This is a genomic window from Stutzerimonas stutzeri KOS6 (assembly GCF_000307775.2).
Lineage (GTDB): Bacteria > Pseudomonadota > Gammaproteobacteria > Pseudomonadales > Pseudomonadaceae > Stutzerimonas > Stutzerimonas stutzeri_B.
Genome location: NZ_KK020676.1, coordinates 2,442,341 through 2,462,705 on the forward strand (window position 1 = coordinate 2,442,341; position 20,365 = coordinate 2,462,705).

General features: G+C 64.3%; 19 protein-coding genes and 1 pseudogene. 4 read left to right on the top strand and 16 right to left on the bottom strand.

Annotated elements, in window-relative coordinates:
* Positions 1 to 631 precede the first annotated feature (631 nt).
* The 7 genes and pseudogenes from B597_RS39240 to B597_RS39270 form a co-directional block, all read right to left on the bottom strand.
* Positions 632 to 850, bottom strand: a complete 219-nt coding sequence (locus B597_RS39240) for a hypothetical protein (protein WP_031323602.1) — start codon at positions 848 to 850, stop codon at positions 632 to 634.
* A gap of 467 nt (positions 851 to 1,317) precedes the next feature.
* Positions 1,318 to 1,515: pseudogene (locus B597_RS47855) on the bottom strand (CoA transferase); the annotation flags it as partial.
* A gap of 163 nt (positions 1,516 to 1,678) precedes the next feature.
* Positions 1,679 to 2,863: an acetyl-CoA C-acyltransferase gene (locus tag B597_RS39250; protein WP_024162322.1), complete on the bottom strand. Its 1,185-nt coding sequence runs from the start codon at positions 2,861 to 2,863 to the stop codon at positions 1,679 to 1,681.
* Between the two features lie 12 nt (positions 2,864 to 2,875).
* Entirely contained in the window at positions 2,876 to 3,643 is a 768-nt protein-coding gene (locus B597_RS39255) for an SDR family NAD(P)-dependent oxidoreductase (RefSeq protein ID WP_003294739.1), read from the bottom strand.
* A gap of 230 nt (positions 3,644 to 3,873) precedes the next feature.
* Entirely contained in the window at positions 3,874 to 4,941 is a 1,068-nt protein-coding gene (locus tag B597_RS39260; protein WP_024162323.1) for an AraC family transcriptional regulator, read from the bottom strand.
* 71 nt (positions 4,942 to 5,012) lie between these two features.
* On the bottom strand, positions 5,013 to 5,450 hold the full coding sequence (locus tag B597_RS39265) for a YqaA family protein (RefSeq protein WP_003294742.1): 438 nt from the start codon (positions 5,448 to 5,450) through the stop codon (positions 5,013 to 5,015).
* Positions 5,451 to 5,519: 69 nt separating this feature from the next.
* On the bottom strand, positions 5,520 to 5,975 hold the full coding sequence (locus tag B597_RS39270; RefSeq protein WP_003294743.1) for a hypothetical protein: 456 nt from the start codon (positions 5,973 to 5,975) through the stop codon (positions 5,520 to 5,522).
* Between the two features lie 786 nt (positions 5,976 to 6,761).
* On the opposite strand from B597_RS39270, the gene B597_RS39275 reads away from it, so the two are divergent.
* From B597_RS39275 to B597_RS39285, 3 genes are read left to right on the top strand one after another with little or no spacing between them, the layout of a single operon-like run.
* The gene (locus B597_RS39275; RefSeq protein ID WP_024162325.1) at positions 6,762 to 7,757 is read left to right on the top strand and encodes a DctP family TRAP transporter solute-binding subunit; all 996 of its coding nucleotides are present in this window, start codon (positions 6,762 to 6,764) and stop codon (positions 7,755 to 7,757) included.
* A gap of 47 nt (positions 7,758 to 7,804) precedes the next feature.
* Positions 7,805 to 8,281: a TRAP transporter small permease gene (locus B597_RS39280; RefSeq protein WP_003294745.1), complete on the top strand. Its 477-nt coding sequence runs from the start codon at positions 7,805 to 7,807 to the stop codon at positions 8,279 to 8,281.
* A complete protein-coding gene (locus tag B597_RS39285; RefSeq protein ID WP_003294746.1) occupies positions 8,271 to 9,566 on the top strand; it encodes a TRAP transporter large permease in 1,296 nt (431 codons plus the stop codon). The genes B597_RS39280 and B597_RS39285 overlap by 11 nt, the downstream gene beginning before the upstream one ends.
* Before the next feature lie 63 nt (positions 9,567 to 9,629).
* Here the strand turns inward: B597_RS39285 and B597_RS39290 are convergent, their stop codons facing one another.
* The 7 genes from B597_RS39290 to selD all read right to left on the bottom strand — a co-directional run bounded on the left by B597_RS39290 (position 9,630) and on the right by selD (position 17,163).
* Entirely contained in the window at positions 9,630 to 10,427 is a 798-nt protein-coding gene (locus B597_RS39290) for an acyl-CoA thioesterase (protein ID WP_003294747.1), read from the bottom strand.
* Positions 10,428 to 10,547: 120 nt separating this feature from the next.
* A complete protein-coding gene (locus B597_RS39295) occupies positions 10,548 to 12,545 on the bottom strand; it encodes a transglutaminase TgpA family protein (protein WP_024162326.1) in 1,998 nt (665 codons plus the stop codon).
* Complete coding sequence (locus tag B597_RS39300; RefSeq protein ID WP_024162327.1) at positions 12,542 to 13,504, bottom strand: DUF58 domain-containing protein; 963 nt, start codon at positions 13,502 to 13,504, stop codon at positions 12,542 to 12,544. Before B597_RS39300 ends, B597_RS39295 begins: the two co-directional genes overlap by 4 nt.
* Before the next feature lie 34 nt (positions 13,505 to 13,538).
* Positions 13,539 to 14,456 (bottom strand): AAA family ATPase, encoded by a 918-nt coding sequence (locus B597_RS39305; RefSeq protein WP_003294750.1) that lies wholly within the window; start codon positions 14,454 to 14,456, stop codon positions 13,539 to 13,541.
* A 260-nt stretch (positions 14,457 to 14,716) separates the two neighbouring features.
* Complete coding sequence (locus tag B597_RS39310; RefSeq protein WP_003294751.1) at positions 14,717 to 14,995, bottom strand: hypothetical protein; 279 nt, start codon at positions 14,993 to 14,995, stop codon at positions 14,717 to 14,719.
* Positions 14,996 to 15,034: 39 nt separating this feature from the next.
* On the bottom strand, positions 15,035 to 16,129 hold the full coding sequence (gene mnmH, locus B597_RS0223615) for a tRNA 2-selenouridine(34) synthase MnmH (RefSeq protein ID WP_003294752.1): 1,095 nt from the start codon (positions 16,127 to 16,129) through the stop codon (positions 15,035 to 15,037).
* Positions 16,129 to 17,163, bottom strand: a complete 1,035-nt coding sequence (selD, locus tag B597_RS39315) for a selenide, water dikinase SelD (protein ID WP_024162328.1) — start codon at positions 17,161 to 17,163, stop codon at positions 16,129 to 16,131. Before selD ends, mnmH begins: the two co-directional genes overlap by 1 nt.
* A 166-nt stretch (positions 17,164 to 17,329) precedes the next feature.
* Between selD and B597_RS39320 the strand changes: the two genes are divergently transcribed.
* Entirely contained in the window at positions 17,330 to 18,316 is a 987-nt protein-coding gene (locus B597_RS39320; protein WP_003294755.1) for a patatin-like phospholipase family protein, read from the top strand.
* A 15-nt stretch (positions 18,317 to 18,331) separates the two neighbouring features.
* Here B597_RS39320 and B597_RS39325 read toward each other — a convergent pair whose 3' ends face one another.
* On the bottom strand, positions 18,332 to 19,423 hold the full coding sequence (locus B597_RS39325) for an AI-2E family transporter (RefSeq protein WP_003294756.1): 1,092 nt from the start codon (positions 19,421 to 19,423) through the stop codon (positions 18,332 to 18,334).
* Between the two features lie 82 nt (positions 19,424 to 19,505).
* Positions 19,506 to 20,309: a DUF4892 domain-containing protein gene (locus B597_RS39330; RefSeq protein WP_003294757.1), complete on the bottom strand. Its 804-nt coding sequence runs from the start codon at positions 20,307 to 20,309 to the stop codon at positions 19,506 to 19,508.
* Between the last annotated feature and the right edge of the window lie 56 nt (positions 20,310 to 20,365).

Sequence of the window (20,365 nt, forward strand, 5' to 3'; positions counted from 1 at the left end):
AATAAAAAGGGGAGCCATCGAGGCTCCCCTTCAGGGCGTGTTGCTTTGTTCTTCTTCTGCTGACGGGCTTGTTGTTATTGTTCGTAACCCGGCCGGACCAACGTCCGTATAGCTGTCCACCAGGGACATAAAGAACAAACGGATTATTTTGGTCGCTGATGTTGCCACTGCCCTCGCGGGCTCAACCGGTTCTGGAGCTGCCTCAAGGCAGTTTTGTTGTTCTCGGTCCGGTCGACAGGAAACCTGTCGGGCAATTCCTCTCCAAAAGAATCAGTTTGCTACGCCTCCACATGCTTGTTTTTATTGTGTCGGAGCCGCTACGTGTTGTTCTTGTTATGGGATGTGCTTTCTTGTTTTTGTTATACGAACAACATAAGCATTAGCCATGCCAACTCATGAGTTTCGTTATTTTTCAATCGGTTAGCGATCTCAACTACGCCTCCACAGGAATGCTCGACGGCAGATTCGTTACCGTGCTCCCCAGTGAACGTTACGCTATACGAAAGGAGTAACACCTTTGGGTAGCTGTCTCTGCTTGCCCGGCCCAACGCCCCTGGCAGCGGTCACTGTCAGGGGATCGGTCGCTCGATGGACATAGCAGGTTCGTCGGCTGGTTAGCGCCTGGGGCGTATCAGGCGTCTGCTGTCAGTACAGCAGTTTCCTTGCGTCTGGCCAGATAGTCGCAGACCGCGATAGCCAGCAGTGGAACGACACCAACGTTGAGGGCAGCGTGCCAGGTTCCCAAAAGACCCACAAAAAGCATCCCCACGACTACGATCGCGGCGAGGCAATGAGCAAGGAAACGGCACAGTTCAAGTGCAACTACTTGTTGCTCGGCATTGTTATTCATGACGTTTGACTCCCCGTTTTTGTTGTAATAAGCAGCCTCCGATTTCATATTAGCCAGCTGCTGATGCAGCGCAACTTCAACCGACGTGCGGCACGTCTACGACGCGCATTCCAGCCTATAAAAAGCGTCCGAACGAAATCGAATCATTACCTTCGAGCGATAGCTCGGCATTAGCGTTATATATACAGAAGTCGCTTTCCTGACCGGCTGTCCAATATGCGGTCGCCAACCGACATCAAACGAAACGGCAGTTCAACAAGGAAAGTTTTTTTCAAAAGCCTGAAGAACAGCCGCTGCCGAGCGGCTTGGCACGTGTCCGAGCGCCGGCGGCTCGACCATGGCACTCAATCCCAGTCTGCGCAGAGCGCACATTCAAGCGTCCGCCGAGCCTTGCCGGGCGTGCGCGAGAAACGCGGAGCTGGCGCGACCCGCATCGATGCCGTCGAATTCCTGATAAACGCCTCGCTGGCGCAGATGCGGATATCCAGCGTCAGTGTCTTGCGACCACGATCGATTACCGGATTCGGCCAGCCGTTGCCATCCTCGCGCTCGATACGCAGCACTTCGGCGCCCATGTCCGCCAGCAGCATCGCGCAATGCGGGCCTGGCCCGATCCCGGCAAATTCCAGCACGCGCAGGACTGGCGGGCACGTTGTAATCTTCATTGGGCAGCATGGGCGCCTCCTTAGGCTCTGTACGAAAAGTGCCTGCGCTCGGTGATGCTTCGTTAAAAACGGGTTCGGAATGCTCATTTACAGCACGTAAACTCCGCTTCCTCACCCGTTTTTGCCTCGCCTGACCTTCGCTCGACGACTTTTCGTACAGAACCTAGATCAGTTCGACAGCCATGGCCGTGGCTTCGCCGCCGCCGATGCAGATCGCTGCCACACCGCGGCGCAAACCACGCGCCCGCAATGCCGAAAGCAGGGTCACCAGAATCCGCGCGCCGGACGCACCCACCGGATGGCCGAGCGCGCAGGCACCGCCGTTGACGTTGACCTTGGCGTGGTCCAAACCCAGCTCGCGCATGGCGGCCATGGCGACCACGGCGAAGGCTTCGTTGATCTCGAACAGTTCCACGTCTTCAGTGGACCAGCCGGTGCGTTCCATCAGTTTGCGGATTGCCCCGATCGGCGCGGTGGTGAACAGATTCGGCGCATCGGCGTAGGCCGCGTGGCCGTGGATCACCGCCTGTGGCTGCAGGCCCCAACGCTCGGCTTCGGAGCGACGCATCAGCAGCAGCGCGGCGGCACCGTCGGAAATCGAGCTGGAATTGGCTGCGGTCACCGTACCACCCTCGCGGAACGCCGGCTTCAGGCCGGGAATCTTCTCCGGCATCGCCTTGGGCGGCTGCTCGTCGTCGCGGATCTGCCGCTGCTGTTTGCCCTGGGTGACCTCCAGCGTGACGATCTCTTCGGCGAAACGCCCCTCGCTGATGGCTGCCTGAGCGCGACGCAGGGACTCTAACGCATAGGAATCCTGGGCTTCACGGCTGAAGCCGAAGGCGTCGGCGCATTCCTCGGCGAAGGTGCCCATCAGTCGGCCCCTGTCGAACGAGTCCTCCAGGCCGTCAAGAAACATGTGGTCGAGTACCCGGCCATGACCCATGCGGTAGCCGCCGCGGGCGCGGTCGAGCAGGTAAGGCGCGTTGGACATGCTTTCCATGCCGCCGGCGACGACAATATCGGCGCTGCCGGCGAGCAGCTGGTCGTGGGCCATGATCACCGTCTGCATGCCCGAACCGCACATCTTGTTGACCGTGGTACAGGTGGTCGCGCGGGTCAGTCCGGCGCTCAACGCCGCCTGGCGTGCGGGCGCCTGGCCCTGGCCGGCCGGCAACACGCAGCCCATCAGCACGTCCTGCACGTTCTCGACCGGCAGGCCGCTGCGTTCCACGGTGGCGCGGATGGCGGCAGCACCGAGCTGCCAGGCGGTCATGCCCTGCAGGTCGCCCTGAAAGCCGCCCATGGGCGTGCGCGCGCTGCTGACGATTACGATCGGATCATCTTTCATCTTCTGCTTCCTTCACTTGGCGGCCATGCGCAAGGCACCGTCGAGACGGATCACCTCGCCGTTGAGCATGCTGTTCTCGAAGATGTGCCGCACCAGCGCGGCGTACTCGGCCGGCTGGCCCAGGCGTGGCGGGAATGGCACGCCGGCGGCCAGCGAGTCGCGGATTTCCTGGCTCATGCCGGCCATCATCGGCGTCTCGAATACGCCGGGGGCGATGGTCATCACGCGGATGCCGAAGCGCGCCAGCTCCCTGGCAGCCGGCAATGTCATGCTGACCACTCCGCCCTTGGACGCGGCATAGGCGGTCTGGCCGATCTGCCCGTCGAAGGCGGCGATGGAGGCGGTATTGATGATCGCGCCGCGCTCGCCGCTCTCGTCCGGCGGGTTCTCGGCCATCGCCTCGGCGGCCAGCCGCAGCATGTTGAAGCTGCCGATCAGGTTGATGCCAACGATGCGACTGAAGCGGTCCAGGCTGTGCGGGCCGTTGCGCCCCAGTACCTTTTCGCCGCCGGCGACGCCGGCACAATTCACCAGTCCGTGCAGCGCGCCGAAGCGCTCCCGCGCGGCGCTGACGGCGCGGCGGGCGGCCTGTTCGTCACGGATGTCGGCGACCGCACTGAACGCATTGGCACCCAGCGCCTGGGCAGTGGCCTGCGCCGCCGTTTCGTCGAGATCGACCAGAAGCACCTTGCCACCTGACTCCACCAGCGCCTGCGCCGCCGCAGCCCCGAGGCCGGACGCGCCGCCAGTGACGAGGAATACCTTGTCGAGAATCTGCATGGCGCTCTCCCGTGTTTGTTGTTATTCGGTGCGATGCCGAGGCCATCTTTGGACAGCGACACGGGTGCGGCAATGGTCGATCTGCTCAACCTGCCTGACCGTTTTGGCCAATGGCAAAAGGCGACTACGTCGATGGGCGAAGGATGTACGGGCAGTTGCTGGGCTGAAGCCCACCCTACAGGTGAGGGGGCGATACTCCGTAGGGTGGGCTTTAGCCCAGCAACGCGCGATCAGTCGCGAGCCGGAGCGACCATCAGATTGCGGTAGTGCCCGGGATTGATACCAGACCACTTGCGGAACGCCTTGTAGAACGAACTGACATCGGCAAAACCCAGCTGCCCGGCGATCTCGCCGTAGCTGATGGCGGCATCGGCGAGCCATTCGGTGGCCATCTCCTGACGCAATCCGTCCTTGATAGCCTGGTAGGGCTGCCCCGCTTCCGCCAGGCGACGGCGCAGGGTCGACGCCGACATGCAGAGCTCCTGCGCCAGCGTCTCGCTGTCCGGCCAGCGTTCGGCGGGCAGGCTGCGCAGGCGCTGCTTGATGCGGCTGGCCAGGCTGGAGTGGTCGCGATAGCGCACCAGGATGTTGGCCGGCGCCCCGGCGAGAAAGCTGCGCAGCTCCGCTTCGCTGCGGCGGATCGGCAGGCCGAGCACTTCGGCGGCGAAAATGATCCGGGTCGAGGGCCGGTCGAAACGCAGGTTGTCGGAAAACATGACGCGGTAATCGTCGGTGTAGTCCGGCTCGGCACAGCGCAGTTCGACCGCCAGCAAGGGGATGCGTCGCCCCACCAGCCAACAGGCCAGGCCGTGCAGGAGCATCCAGAAGGTGAAGTAGCAGAACGCTCGCGCCGGCTCGGCATTGCGCTCGCGCAGCACGACCTCGGCCAGGCTCTGGCTGCGGATCAGCTTGCCGCGCAGGTTCTCCAGCCCCAGCCCGAGAAAGCTCAATGCATGAGTCAGCGCCTTTTCCAGCGTTGGCTGCTGGACGCAGCTACGGCTGAGAAAGACGAAGCTGCCCGAGCGTAGCCGCCGCGGGTCCATGCCGAAGAACTCGTCGTCGAAGCGTCGCGCCAGGCGCAGCCAGAGTTGCGAGTACTCGCACACGTCCATGCGCCCGTCGGGATCTCGCAGGCAGGTCGGGTCGAGTCCTATTTCGTCCAGTAACTGCTCGGCCGACAGCCCGGACTGCACGAAGCCGAGCAGCGCCTCGGCCACCAACCGGGCGCTGATGCTGTCCCGGCTGGCACTGGCCGGGACGATGGTGTCTTCCGGTTTCGTTTGCCATTCGATGGCCATGCGTCCTGGATCCTGCCCGGTCTCGATGCCGGTCATGATCGGCCAGCCACGCCGTGCTGTCAGCACTTGCGTCACATCCAGCCGAGCGTGAGTCCCATCACCATCAGGTAACGTCCGGTCTTGGCCAGGATGACGATCGGCAGGAAGCTCCACAGGGGTTCGCGCATCACGCCAGCTACCAGAGTCAGCGGGTCACCGATGATCGGCACCCAGCTGAGTAGCAAGGTCCAGCGACCGTAACGGTGATAGCAGTGTTGCGCCCGGGCCAGTTGCCGCTCGTTGACCGGAAACCAGCGCCTGTGACGGAGCTGCTCGACGTAACGGCCCAACAGCCAGTTCACCAGCGAGCCCAGTACATTGCCCAGGCTGGCCACGGCCACCAGTCCCCAGACCCCGTAGCGCTCCGAAAGCAGAAGGCCGGCGAGCACCGTTTCGGACTGCAGGGGCAACAGCGTGGCAGCCCCAAAGGCTGCGAGAAAAAGACCGAGATAGCCGGAAAACGCGAACATCGACCGCCCCGCGAGCAGCATCCTCAATGGTGCGGCAGTATGCTTGAAACGGTCGGATCGCGTCTTCGCTTACATCTCGTGAATGCGCCCCACCTGCCGGGCCAGACGCATCGTCTCGTGCTCCTCGAGGCGTAGCAGGTCTTCAGCCAGGCTACGCGCGCCGTCGATCTCGGCACGACGTGCCAGGGAGCGGTAAAGGTCGATGACCTGGTTGTGGATGGTGAAGATATCCAGCGAAATATCCTCCACCGTCATGGTGTCGTAGGCCTTGCACGCCTGATTGCGCAGCACGGGGTTGCGCGTCAGATAGTCGTAGATCCAGGTGTGCAGCGCCTTGGGATCGGCATGTTTCTCGATCTTGTCGATGGTTTCGGCCAACGCGCGCTCATGATCCGCGAGGTACACCAGCAGCCATTTGGCGCGTGTTTCCTCGTGCTTGTTGGAACAGCGTGCCATGCAACGAGCCAGCATGGCGTGGGTGTCGCGTGTCCAGTCGATCAGGTCTTCGAATCGCTCGATCTTCATCGCCAAATCTCCCTCATGTCAGTGCAAAAGCAGCGTGTTGCCTGCCGCCAGCGACACGAGCCTGCATGCTCGTTACACAATCCGCCATGACCGTGATTAGGGTCTGCCCCAGTTTCATCACACGCCGTACGAGGCGGGAACGGACCCAACAAAGACTAGCTCAGCGAATCACCCCGCGATTCATTAGCGACGATAACCTTGCGACAGATCATTACCGATGATGACCGAACAGGGTATCGCCCTGGAGGCATGCCCTACCGGTCGGCGCGCTCCAGATGGAGTTCGGCGGGTTGAGCCCGATGATTACCCGGTCATGGCCGATCACGAAGAAATGCCAACGGCCCGCTGGGCCGCCACTAGAGCTACGGCCTATCGAACCATTCCGCGGTGATGGACTCGCCGACACTCAAGGACAACGCGTTCGCCGTCAGCTCCGAGGCCGTCGGCACGATCAGCATCGACAATCCCATTGAAGGCAGATTTCGCACGGCAAGATACCGCCACCGGGCCCTCGCACTCTCGGCGCATCCTCGTGCGCCCAGCCATGGCGCTCGCCAGCGGCTTCTGCGATAGTTGCCCGGACCTGCCGCTCGCCCACAAGGCGTGCGGCTACCGTGACGCCTTGCCAGTTTCGCTGCATTTACCCTTCCGCAGCCAGCCGCGTCCCTTCGCGCCATCCGCGCGTTCCCGATGGCCTCATCCCGCCATCGCTTTTGCCGACGCTGTCCAGCAGTGCGGCATTCGCCGACGCAAATCATAAAAGACCGATCCGAACAAGGACGCCCCATGAAACTGACCCGCTGCCTCACCGCGCTGGCCGCCGCTGCCGCCCTGTCTGCCACTTTCACCGCCTCCGCCCGCGAATATTCGGTATCCACCGTGCTCTCCGACGCCTTCCCCTGGGGCCAGGCCGCACAGAAGTGGGCCGACCTGGTGGAGGAGCGCTCCAAGGGTGAGATCACCCTGCGCATCTACCCCAACTCGCAGCTGGTCGCAGGCGACCAGACCAAGGAGTTCTCCGCCATGCGCTCCGGCCTGATCGACATGGCCGTGGGCTCGACCATCAACTGGTCGCCGCAGGTACCGGAGCTGAACCTGTTCTCGCTGCCGTTCCTGATGCAGGACAGCCAGGACCTGGACGCCATCACCGGCGGCGAGGCAGGCAAGATGGCCTTCGCCGCCATCGAGAAGCGCGGCATCGTGCCGCTGGCCTGGGGCGAGAACGGCTTCCGTGAACTGTCCAACTCGGTCAAGCCGGTGACGACGCCACAGGACCTGGCCGGCCTGAAGATCCGCGTGGTCGGCTCGCCGCTGTTCCAGGACACTTTCACCGCCCTCGGCGCCAACCCAACCCAGATGAGCTGGGCCGACGCCAAGCCGGCGCTGACCACCGGCGCGGTGGACGGCCAGGAGAACCCACTGTCGGTATTCGACGTGGCGCGCATCGACCAGGTCGGGCAGAAGCACCTGACCCTCTGGCACTACATGGCCGACCCGCTGGTCTTCGCGGTCAACCAGCGCGTCTGGAAGCAGCTGCCCGAGGCCGACCGCGAACTGCTGCGCCAGGCCGCCATCGACGCTGGCAAGTGGGAGATCGAGCTGTCACGTAGCAGCGAAGCCAAGCGCCTGGATGACATCCGCGCCCGTGGCGTGGATGTCATCGAGCTGACGCCCGAGCAGCGCCAGGCCTTCGTCGAGGTCACCCGCAGCGTGCATGAGAAGTGGGCGCCGAAGATCGGCACCGAACTGATGGAAGCCGCCCGCGCGGCCACCGCCAAGTAAAACCGTTCTGCCCGGCAGCGCGATGCCGCCGGGATTCGAGGAAACCCATGAACAATCGACAGGACGCGCGCTTCGAGCGCGTGCTGGCCACCCTGGCCCTGGGGATCATCAGCCTGATCAGCCTGGCCAACGTGGTGGTGCGCTATTTCACCGATGCCTCCTTCGCCTTCACCGAGGAGTTTTCAGTCTTTCTGCTGGTCATCCTGACATTCGCCGGCGCCTCGGTGGCCATGCGCAGCAACCGGCACATCCGCATCGGCTTCGTCGAGCGCCTGTTCCCGCGCCTGCGGGTGCCGTTGATCCTGCTGCAGTGGCTGGCCAGCGTGCTGGTGCTGGGGCTGGTGGTTTGGTTCGGCGGCCAGTTCGCCCTGGAGGAATACCAGTGGGAATCGCAGTCCCCCGGCCTCGGCCTGCCCAACTGGTGGTACGTGGTCTGGCTGCCGCTGCTGGCGCTGTGCATGCTGCTGCGACTGACCCAGATGACCCTCGACCGTCTGCGCGGGAGACTCGGCGATGAGCCCTGATATCTGGATGATCGCCAGCTTCCTGCTGCTGTTGCTGCTCGGCGTGCCGGTGGCCTTCTCCCTGGCGCTGTCCGGGGCGGTCGGCATTCTCTCCGGGCTGTCGCCGGACATGCTCGCGACCCTGGGCACCAATACCTACAACGGCGTGGCCAAGTACCCGCTGATCGCCATTCCGCTGTTCATCCTCACCGGTCTCGTATTCGAGAAGTCCGGCGTGGCGCTGCGCCTGGTGCGCTTCGCCCAGGCACTGATCGGCCCGCGCCACGGCGGCCTGGCGATGGTCGCCATCCTGGTCTGCCTGATCATGGGCGGGATGAGCGGCTCGGGTCCGGCGGATGCTGCGGCAGTGGCCATGGTGATGCTGCCGAGTATGACCCGCGCCGGTTACCCGAAGCCGTTCTCGGCGACCCTGATCGCCGCCTCGGCGTCCACCGCGATCCTGATCCCGCCATCCATCGCGCTGATCCTCTACTCCATCGTGGTGCCCGGCGTCGACCTGCGCGCGCTGTTCGCCGCCGGGCTGTTCCCGGGGATCATCGCCGGCTTGGTGCTGCTGCTGCCGGCCTGGCTGCTGGCCAAGCGCTATGGCTGGGAGAACCCCGAAGGCGCCGAGCGCCCGCCGCTGGGCGAGAGCTTCCGCCAGGCCCTGCCGGCACTGTTCGCCCCGGTGTTGATTCTCGGCGGCCTGCGCAGCGGCCTGTTCACCCCCACCGAAGCGGCAGTGGCCGGCGTCGCCTATGGCGTGCTGGTCGGCCTGTTCGTCACCCGCGAACTGGACTGGCGCAACCTGTGGAAGCTGCTCGGCGAGGCGGCGGTGATGTCCGGGGTGGTCATGCTGATCATCGCCCTGGCAGGCATCTTCGCCTGGGCCGGCACCATGCTCGGCACCTTCCGCCACCTGGCCGAATGGCTGATCTCGCTGTCGGACAACGGCGCGGTACTGCTGGTACTGGTGATGATCGCCGTGCTCCTGGCCGGCATGCTGCTGGATGCCATCTCGATCTACCTGATCCTGATGCCAATCCTGATCCCGCTGATGCAGCACTTCGGCTGGAACCCGGTGTGGTTCGGCATCCTGCTGGCGATGAACATCGCCATCGGCCAGTTCACTCCGCCAGTGGCGATCAACCTCATGGTCACCGCGGAAGTTGCGAAGATTCGCCTGGAGCAGACGGTGGGCTGGGCGTTGTTGTTCGTCCTGGTCATGGGCAGCGCCCTGTTGCTGGTGGCGATCTTTCCCGAGATCGCGCTGTGGCTACCAAGGGTGCTCGGTTACGCGGTGTAACCGCTAACCAGCGGCTGGTGCGAACGCTCTGTCGTTCACACCAGCCAAACCTTCGCCAGAGCCCTAGCCGAACACCGTCACCGTCTGCCGGCTCAGCGCAACCAGCTCGCCGGAGGGCGTCCATAAAGCGGCAGCGCAATGTCCGTAGCCGTCGCGGGCATGCTCGATCACGGCGCGGTACATGCACCAGTCATGGGTATCCAGGCTGGGCAACGGCTGGATGAATTCGATGGTCCAGGTCAGCGAGCTGCCGGGGGCGAAGCTCTTCAGGTGCGGCAACACGGCAGGCGGCCAGGCATCGACCAGCGCCAGCAGGTGAGCCTCACTCATTGGCTCGCGGGGCACATCACCGCGCTGGCGCACCCAGCCGCCCATTTCGCGCGACGCATTGCCGGTGAACGGCAGCCCGCCAATGCCCCAGCGCATGGCCAGGTAGCGGGTGAACTCCGGCGTTACGCCTGCTACGTAAGGCAGTTCCTGGCAGGCTTCGACCGGTGGCATGGCCGGAGCCGGCTCGGCCGCGACGTCCACGACGGAACTGCGCGGTGCGCCGAAGCTGCCCTGGACGATGGTGACCACTTGCCCGTCCTGCATCACCCGGCCGAGCATCTGACTCACCGCCTTGCCTTCGCGCAGCACCTCGGCCTCGAAGCTTGCCGGGGTGTCGAGCGCCAGCGGCCCGACGAAGGTGATCGCCAGCGAGCGCAACGGCCTGCCATCGGGCACCTTGGCCCGCATGCTCTCGTAGGCCAACGCCGCGACCAGGCCACCGAAACCCGCCCGCCCCTGGCCCCAGCTGGCCGGCACCACCACATCGCCGGGATTGTCACGCACCGCTTGCAGCAGCTCGCAAAGCTCCATATCCACCTCGTTATCGTTCGTTATGCGAGCGATGTTAATAGCGCCTTGACCAGCGTGCGACCCTGTTCAACAGGACCGGCCGGATGAAATGCCCGATCATCCATACCGGCAATGAAGCGCTCAGCAACGCTCCGTCGGTGCAGGACGCCAGGGCAACGCGCGACGAAGCCGATACAAGGCACGCGACAATTCATCCACCGTCCCGGGCTGCTGCGCATAGCGCTGCGCCTCATAGAGCCTGGCGAATGCGAGGATGGCCGGCGCTTGCCCGGGCAGCAGCGCCGCAGCGCGCCCGGCGAAACTGCGTACCCCCTCGCCGGTGTGACGCCGGACACCATGACGCGCCAGCAGCCGTTCGAAGCGTCCGAACAGGCGCTGGCGAGCATCCGTTTCACGGCGCCAGGGCTTGAACAACAGCAGCGCCAGCAAAGCGGTCAACAGCCCCAGCGCCGCCACCAGCCCCAGGCCGAGCGCCTGGGCATCGAGCTTACCGAACCAGCGCTGCAGCATTTGCGATTGCTGTTCGTCCCGATAATTGAGCACCCAGCGCTGCCAGCCATAGTTGAGGCTGTCCCAGCGCAAACGCAGCGTGTTCATCCAGCCGATATCGCGGTAGCGCAGCAGCGACATCGGCTCATCGGCAAGAAAGCTCTGCTCGCGGGCCAGCGCCTGCTCCAGTCCCTGCTGGACCCGCTCGGGCGCAACCTGGAATGTCGGATCGACACTGACCCAGCCGCGTTCGGCGACCCAGTACTCCACCCAGGCATGGGCATCGAACTGATGCACCGAGAGGTAGTTGCCCGCCGGGTTGACCTCACCGCCCTGATACCCCGCCACTACCCGGGCCGGAATACCCGCTGCGCGCAGCACGAATGCCATGGCGCCGGCGTAGTGCGCGCAGAAACCGCTGCGCGTCTCGAACAGGAAGTCATCGACGATATCGCTCCCCACCGGCGGCGGCTCCAGGGTGTAGTGATAGGGCTGGCGGTTGAAGTGCTTCAACAGCGCATCCACCATCGCCTGCGGTTCCTGCGCAGAGCGCCGCAGCTCGGTCGCCCAGGCGCGGCTGCGCGGATTGCCCTGCTCCGGTAGCTGCAATGCACGGCCCAGACTCGCCGGTGCGCTGGTCGCTTCACGCCGCGCGTCCAGCCAGGAGGTCACTTGATACATCAGCGGCTGGTTCACCGGCTGTACGCGCTGCAGATGGAAATCCGCCATCAGTTGCGCCTCGCCGGGCTCGACCTGCGGCACATCCAGCGCGAACAGCCAGGGCTGGCCGCTGGGCTGCATGACGATGCTGTAGCTGAGCGGCTCACCCACCGCCTGCCACTCCGGCGCCTGGGGCAGCTGCGAGGCGTAGGACTGCGACCAGCGGCGACCGTCGAAGCGCTCGAAGGTCACCGCGCGCCAGTAAAGCTGGTCGCGAGGCGGAATGTCGCCATCGAAGGTGACGCGAAAGGCCAGCTCCGCCGATCGGCCCAGGCGGGCGATGTCGCCGGGCGCCATGTGATCGGCCAGGCCAATCGTGCCCCGGTCGCCGGCCTGCGGCAACGACCACAGCGGCGGCAGGCGGGGGAAGAACAGGAACAGCACCAACATCAGCGGAATCGCCTGCAGCAGCAGCGAACCGGCCAGGCGTACCGTAGGCCATGGTCGGGTGACCAGGCTGCTCTGCTGCAGGCCGATCATCGCTGCCAGCAAGGCCGTGACGGGCAGCAGGCTGTACAGCCCGGCCACCAGGCTGTCCTCGAACAGGTAGCTGGTCACCACCGCGAAGAAGCCGAGGAAGATCAGCACCAGCGCATCGCGACGGGTACTCATCTCCACGAGTTTGAGAATGAACGCAGCGATCAGCAGCACCACGCCGGCTTCCAGGCCGACCAGGCTGCCTCGCGAGAAATACACGCCGAAGCCGGCGCCGATCATCAGCAGCGCCTTGAGCCAGCTGCGCGGATAGCGCGCGCGCATGCGGAAGATCTGGATTCGCCAGCTGGCACAGCCCAGCCACAGGCCGATAATCCATAGCGGCAGATGGGTGAGGTGCGGCAGGATCACCAGTATCTGAGCCACCAGCAGCCAGATCAGACTGTTGCGCGGGATGCCCGGCTTCGCGCTCACTTCGCGCCCTCCTCGCTCAGGCCATGCAGCGCCAGTGCACGCAGGCAGGCATCCCGATGAGCCTGGCCACCATCGGGGCCGACCAGCTCGCCAGACAGGCTCAGTGCGAACGGTTGCTGCTTGTCGCTGAGGTCGAGGACCCAGTGGCAGAGTATCGACAGGCGCTGCTCGGTATCGCCCTCCAGCGTATCGAAGTCCAGTAATGGATCGTTACCGAGCAGGCTGGCGAAGTCCTTCACCAGCAGGCCCTGGCCGCGGGAATACGCCTTCCAGTGCAGGCGTCGGCGCGGATCGCCCGGTTGCCAGGTCCGCAGCCCCTGGTAGTCGTCGACGCCGGAGCCGCGCACCAGCATGCCTTCATCCTCGGCTTCCGGCGCGCTGCAGCCCGGCGGGCGTTCGGCGCTCGAAGGCTGCGGATAGACCAGTGCCGCCAGCTCCAGATCGATCCAGCTCCAGGCCACCAGCAACCCTAGCGGGAAACGACTCTCGACCCTGACGCGGCCAGGCCGTAGCCAGCCACGGCGTTGCGTCGGCAGGCTCAATTCGACTTCGACGGCGCCGCCCGCAGGCACATCGACCAGCCGCAAGCCACTGGCTGGCCAGCCGAGCGCCACCGCCTGATAGGCGCGACCGGGACTTTCCAGACGTACCCGCAGCAGCGCCTGCTCGCCGACGAATGCAGCGGTGGTTCCGCCCGCTTGCAAGACCAAGCCGGCGAGATTGCGCCACGTATGCAGGATGGTGACGAGATACAGCGACCCGAGCAGGAAAGTCAGCCCGTAGGCCAGACTGTTCTGGTAGTTGATCGCGGTAAGCAGCATCAGAAACAGCGCCACCAGAAACGCCAGCCCGACCGCGGTGGGCATGATGAAGATGCGCCGCTGGTTCAGGCGCACGCTGGATGCGGGAGGGATGCGCCGCAGCAGCCAGCGATCGCGAAAGCGCGGCAGCAACCTCACGGCAGGCGCCCGCTGCAGTGGGCGGACAGCTGCCTCACAGCGCAGGCACTTCGCGCAGCAACCACTGCACCAGCGCGCCACCACCGTGACCGGTGGCGTCCGCACGCTCGCGCAGGCGATGACCAACCACGGTTGGCAACACGGCTTGCACGTCTTCCGGAATCACATAGTCGCGACCGTCGAGAAAGGCCCAGGCACGGGCGGCTGCAAGCAGGGCCAGGCTACCGCGCGGCGACAGCCCCCAGGCGAACTGCGGCTGGGTGCGCGTGGCTTCCACCAGGCGCAGGACGTAGTCGACCAGCGCATCGCTGACCCGCACGTGGCCAACGGCGTCCTGAATGGCACGTAGCTCGTCGTGCTCAAGCAGCGGTTCGAGCCGGGTCAGCAGATCACGTCGCGACTCGCCCAACAGCAGCGACTTTTCCGCCGCCCTGGCCGGGTAGCCAAGGGAAACACGCATCAGGAAGCGGTCGAGCTGCGATTCCGGCAGAGCGAAGGTACCGCCCGAACTTACCGGATTCTGCGTGGCGATGACGAAGAATGGGATGGGCAGCGGGCGCGTCGCGCCTTCGATGGTGACCTGCCCTTCTTCCATCGCTTCGAGCAGCGCGCTCTGGCTTTTCGGCGTGGCGCGGTTGATCTCATCGGCCAGCACCAGCTCAGCGAAGATCGGTCCCGGGTGGAACACGAACTGCCCGCTGTCCTTGTCGAATACCGAGGTGCCGAGAATGTCGCCAGGCAACAGGTCGGAGGTGAACTGGATGCGCTGGAACTCCAGTCCCAGCACCTTGGCCAGGGCATGGCTCAGGGTGGTCTTGCCCATGCCGGGCAGGTCCTCGATCAACAGGTGACCGCGGGCCAGCAGGCATGCCAGGGCCAGCCGGACCTGAGCTTCCTTGCCGAGCAGTACGTCGTTGACTGCTCGCAGGCAGGCGTCCAATCGGGTGCGCATAGGCTCTCCTTCGTTCGTCGTCCTGATGCTACTGGTCAGTTGCGGCCAGGCAAAGCGAAGGAAATGCCCGGTGACGAGTTTGTGATCCCGGCACTGTTGCAGCGCTCGCGCCGCTGCGCCTGTTTCCAGACGACGGAAGACAGCTGCAGACATTTTTCATGAGATGGCGGACCGCAGGAAAGCGGCCAGCGAGCCACGGGGCTCGAGGACAATTGCCGGCCTGGGCGATAGCGAACGGGCCGGCAACTGGAGACGCAGGCTCAGCGACCGGCGCGGGACTCACGAAGATAGAAGCGCGCCTTCTGCGCCTTCTGCGTACAGCCACGGAAGGCTTCGAACTGTTGCTGGGTCTTGGCGCCGGTCAGCAAGGCCATGGCCTTGGAATAGCTCACGGTACCGGCAAAGCCTTCGGCTTCCGCCAGGCTCTGCTCCTTCCACGCCGCATCGAGTTCCGCAGCGCAGCTGTCACGGTAAGCGGTCTTGCCCGCACAGCCGGCCAGCAGCAGAACCAGCAGAGGCAGAGTTAGCCAGGTTTTCATCGCATCATCCCTCGTGTGCCATTAGGAGTTGCAGCGCGGTTAGCGCCTACGGTTACGCAGATACTCGACCACAGACGACTGGTCGCCAGCGAACTCGATCCGGGCAGCCTTGCTCTCGCGCTGATAGGCGTACATCGGATCGTAATACTCGCCCAGCAATGCTTCGATCCAGGCGCGATGCAGGTCCACCGAACCGCTACGCGCCTGCTCTGCCAGCGCTTGATCCATCAGCAGGGCCAGGCGCTGGTAGCGCTCGCCACCGAGCCGCTTGTTGATATTGACCAGACTTTGCTGCAGACGCTCGGCGAATGCAGCGAAACCGTTCTCACCCTGCTCGGAAATGAATTCGGCACACAGGTCGATCACATAATCCTTGAGAATTCGCTCGACGCGCCCTTCGAGGCTGTCTTCCAGCCAGATCAGCGGAAACTCCTGCATTCCGTGGAACAGGGGCAAGGGAATCGAACAGCGACCCACGAGACGCGCCTCGTCCTCGACGACGAAGGTTTCGACCCCGCCTGCACGCATCTTCAGCAGGCGAATCGCCAGTGCATTCTCGAAATCGATCTGCGAGGGTTGCGGCGTTGCGCGCTTGCCGAAGCTGGAACCACGGTGATTCGCCAAGCCTTCCAGGTCCAGGCTGTTGTCCAGCTGCGCCAGTACCTCGGTCTTGCCGGTACCGGTCATGCCGCCCACCAGGATGAACCCGCACTGCTCGACGGCCTGGTCGATGGTGTCCAGCAGGAAGTGGCGCATCGCCTTGTAGCCACCGACGACTCGCGGGTAGTCGATGCCCATTTCGTCCTTCAGCCACTGCTGGACGATGTTCGAGCGCAAGCCACCACGAAAGCAGTACAGATAGCCGTCCGGATGGGCTCGGGCGAAGTCGGCCCAGGCCTGCAAGCGCTCGCCCTTTACCTTGCCGGAAACCAGCCGGTGGCCCAGTTCGATGGCGGATTGCTGGCCGTGCTGCTTGTAGCAGGTACCCACCTTCTGCCGCTCGACATCGTTCATCAGCGGCAGATTGACCACGCCGGGGAAGGCGCCCTTGCCGAATTCAACCGGTGCGCGAGCATCCATCATCGGGACATCGTTGAGAAACAGCTCGCGATAGTTCTCGGTATCGCCACGCATCAACGCACCTCGACCGCATGGCGGCGCGCGTCGACCAACTGGCCGATCGGCTGCAGCTCCAGGCCGAGCTCGGCACAGAGCGCAAGGAATTCCGTCTCGCCTTCGGGCGCCACAGCCACCAGCAAGCCGCCACTGGTCTGCGGATCGCACAGCAGCTGCTTGTGCGCCTCGTCGAGTGCACCAATACGTTCGCCATAACTGTCGAAGTTGCGCTGGGTGCCGCCCGGCACGCAGCCCTGCTCCAGATAGTATTCGACGCCTGGCAGGCGCGGCACGCGTGCGTAGTCGATCTCGGCGGTCAGGCCGCTGCCGTCGGCCATCTCCACCAGATGGCCAAGCAGACCGAAGCCGGTGACGTCGGTCATGGCGCGCACGCCTTCGAGCTTGCCGAAGCGACTGCCGGGCGTATTCAGGGTGCACATCCAGTCGCGGGCCAGGCCGACATCTTCGGCGCGCAGCTTGGCTTTTTTCTCGGCGGTGGTGAGGATGCCGATGCCCAGCGGCTTGGTCAGGTACAGCCGGCAGCCGGCGGTTGCCGTGTCGTTGCGTTTCATCTGGCGCTTGTTCACCAGGCCGGTGACGGCGAGGCCGAAGATCGGCTCGGGAGCATCGATAGAATGACCACCAGCCAAGGGAATGCCCGCGGCGTCGCATACCGCACGGCCACCGGCGATCACTTCGCGGGCAACTTCCGGCGGCAGCACGTTGACCGGCCAGCCGAGAATCGCGATGGCCATGAGCGGATCCCCGCCCATGGCATATATGTCGCTGATCGCATTGGTCGCGGCGATTCGACCGAAATCGAAGGGATCATCGACGATGGGCATGAAGAAATCGGTGGTCGACACCACACCGCGCTCCTCATCGATGCCATACACCGCTGCGTCGTCGCGCGAGGCGTTGCCCACCCACAGGCGCGGATCGAGATTCTGTGCACCACTGCCGGCAAGAATCACGTCCAGCACCTTGGGCGATATCTTGCAGCCGCAGCCGGCGCCGTGACTGTACTGGGTGAGGCGGATCGGTTCGCTCATCGGGCTCTCTCGTGGCACATGCAAACGGGCGGCGATTGTAGCAAAGGCGACGCTGGATTAGCCGGAAGCGGCGTCCCGATTGACTACACGCGGCGAGCATCGCTGCAAGCGCTTGCAGCCACGCCTGCCAGGCATGAAGCTATAGCAGTAGCACAGGGAGAACTGCATGAGTAAGACAGTTGCACTGGTACTGGGATCCGGCGGTGCACGGGGTTACGCCCACATTGGCGTGATCGAGGAATTGGAAGCGCGTGGCTATGAGATCGCCTGCATTGCCGGCTGCTCCATGGGGGCAGTGGTCGGTGGCATCTACGCAGCAGGCAAGCTTGACGAATACCGCAACTGGATCGAGAGCCTGGATTATCTGGACTTGCTGCGTCTGGTCGACCCGAGCTTCAGCCTCGGCGCGATTCGAGGCGAGAAGGTCTTTGGCCGCATCCGCGAGATGGTCGGCGATATCCGTATCGAGGACTTGCCCATCCCCTACACCGCCGTCGCCACCGACCTGACCAACCAGCAGGAAATCTGGTTCCAGGAAGGCAACCTGGAGCTCGCCATGCGCGCCTCTGCCGCCATCCCCAGCCTGTTCACCCCGGTCATGCAGGGCAACCGCATGCTGGTCGACGGTGGCCTGCTCAATCCTCTGCCGATCGTTCCGGTGGTGTCGGCGCACTGCGACCTGATCATTGCGGTCAACCTCAACGCCAACAACCACAAGCAGTATCCGCTACCGGAGATCGAACGCCCCGGTCGCTTCGACACCCTCATGAGTTCGATAAGCTCGCACATCCCCTTCTGGCGCAAGGAGGGTGAGCTGACCGAGCAGATCGAAGAGATCCGTGACGGCGAGCTGACTCGCGGCGATCAGCCGCCAGCAGCGCCAACCGGCCAGAGCGCGCCGAAATCGGCGGAAGGCTCGAAAGTGATCGACGTCGCCGGCCCCGCATCGCTGCTGGAACTGATCAACCAGAGCTTCGACGTCATGCAGTCGTCACTGGCGCAATACAAGATCGCCGGCTACCCGCCGAACGTGCTGGTCGACATTCCCAAGCGTGCCTGTCGCTTCTACGAGTTCTACAAGGCACCGGAACTGATCGAACTGGGCCGCATCGTCGCCCACGACGCGCTGGTGCGCCACGAGCAGGAGCAATGAAACGCCGACACTGCGCTACGGCTTGACCGACTCCTGCTTGTCGCTCAGAGGTATGGCGGGCTTGTGCGGGATATCCGGCACTTCCTTGATCAACCAGTCGCCCAGCAGGCTGTAGGCCACGGCAAGCAGGGTCGGTCCTAGGAACAGGCCCATGAAGCCGAAGGCAAGGATGCCGCCGAATACGCCCAGCAGCACCACCACCAGCGGCAGGTTGCCTCCTCGGCTGATCAGGTAGGGCTTGAGCACGTTGTCCACACCACTGATGACGAACATGCCCCAGATGCCGAGGAAAACCGCCATGCCATAGTCGCCCTGCCAGGCCAGCCAGGCCACGGCAGGTCCCCAGATCAGCGGCGGAACCATGATGAAGCTGCAGGCGAAGGTCAGCAGACCGAGCACCAGCGCACCCGGTATTCCAGCGATGAGGAAGCCGACGTAAGCCAGGATCGCCTGCGCTGCGGCAGTACCGATGACCCCGTTGACCACCCGTTGCACCGTGCCGGCGACCAGCTCCAGGTAGTGGTCGGCGCGGTGACCGATCAGTCGGTGCAGCAGGCTGTGAACGAAGGCGGCCAGATGAGGGCCGTCACGATAGAAGAAGAACACCAGCACCAGGCTCAGCGCCAGCTCGAGCATGCCGCCGCCGATGCGCGCACTGCGCACGAGCAGCCAGTTGGCGACCTGACCGATGTAGGGTCGGATGCTGGCGATCAGGGCCGTGCCCTGCTCGTCCACCGTGCTCCAGAAGTTCAGCAGTGTGTCGCCTATCAGCGGCACCTCACCCAACCAGCCGGGTGCGGGCGGCAGCCCTTCGACCTGCAGGTTGTGCAACAGGGCATTGGCATCGCGGATCTGGTCGGCAATGTTGAACCCCAGCCATACCAGCGGCACGGCCACCAGTACCATCCAGCTGAAGGTCAGCAGACCTGCCGCCAGAGTCGCGTTGCCGCCCAGCCAGCGCGTCAGGAAGCGCATCACCGGCCAACTGGCGAATGCCAGCACGGCGGCCCAGAACAATGCGGAAGCGAACGGTGCCAGCACCCACAGGCAGGCGGCCAGCAGGCCAAGGAGCAGAATCTGCACCAACAGGCGGTCATTGTTGAGCATGCACGAGTCCTACTGAGAAGGGCCTGCGCATCCTGTCACCAGAGTGCGCGCAGAAGTCGCCTATTGCAGCCGCAATGCAGGATCAGCGCAATAGCCTGATGAGCAGGCCAGGTTCCTGCGACTCATCCACTTCAAGGCGTCCGCCACGAATGCGTTCGGCAACCAGCGCCTCGCGCCAGGCTACCGCACCGCGCCCGGCGAGGCTGACCCGGGCGGTACTGTCCAGGCGCAGTACATTGGCCAGAACACCGCCCCACTCCGCCGTAGGCTCGTCGGCCAGACGAGGCAGCCGCAGCTCACCGGTACTGCGCAATTGGCGCAGCAGGGTCGCCGCCGTCGGCAGCACCTCGGTCAGCGGCTGGTCCGGCTGGAGCTGCTCGACATGCAGATAGGGCCGACCACTGCCGCGCGTTATCCCGTACAGCGCCATCAGGCTGCCATCGACCCCAGGCAAACGCGCCAGCAGGTAGGCCTGCTGGCCCTCAGGGCCGTAGAGCTTCGACTGGCCGAAGATCGAGTTGGCCCAGAGGCTGCTGGAGCCGCACTCTCGCCCCTCGCACCAGTACAACAGCTCGGCGCCCTGGCGCAGCAAGTCGGTACGGGCTTGGGAAAACGCTTCAATGCCGGTGTGCGAAGCCGGCAACTGATAGGTGATTGTGGTCAATTGGCCGGAGGCGGTCACTTGAGCGGCCATGCGCAACTTGCCGCTGATCCGCCGGACGGAATCCTGCGGGTAGACGCGCTCGTGCACCCGGCTTTGCCGGTAGTCGATGATCTGAGCCTGAGCAAAACGGGGAAGCGTAACCAGATCGGCGCTGCCGGGAAGGTCGGCGGCCGTCGCGGCACCGGCCAGAAGAACCGATGCTGCTATCCATGCACTTCGCATAACACTCCTCAATGGATCACCAGCAACCGTAGCCAAAGATTGGCACACCAATGGAT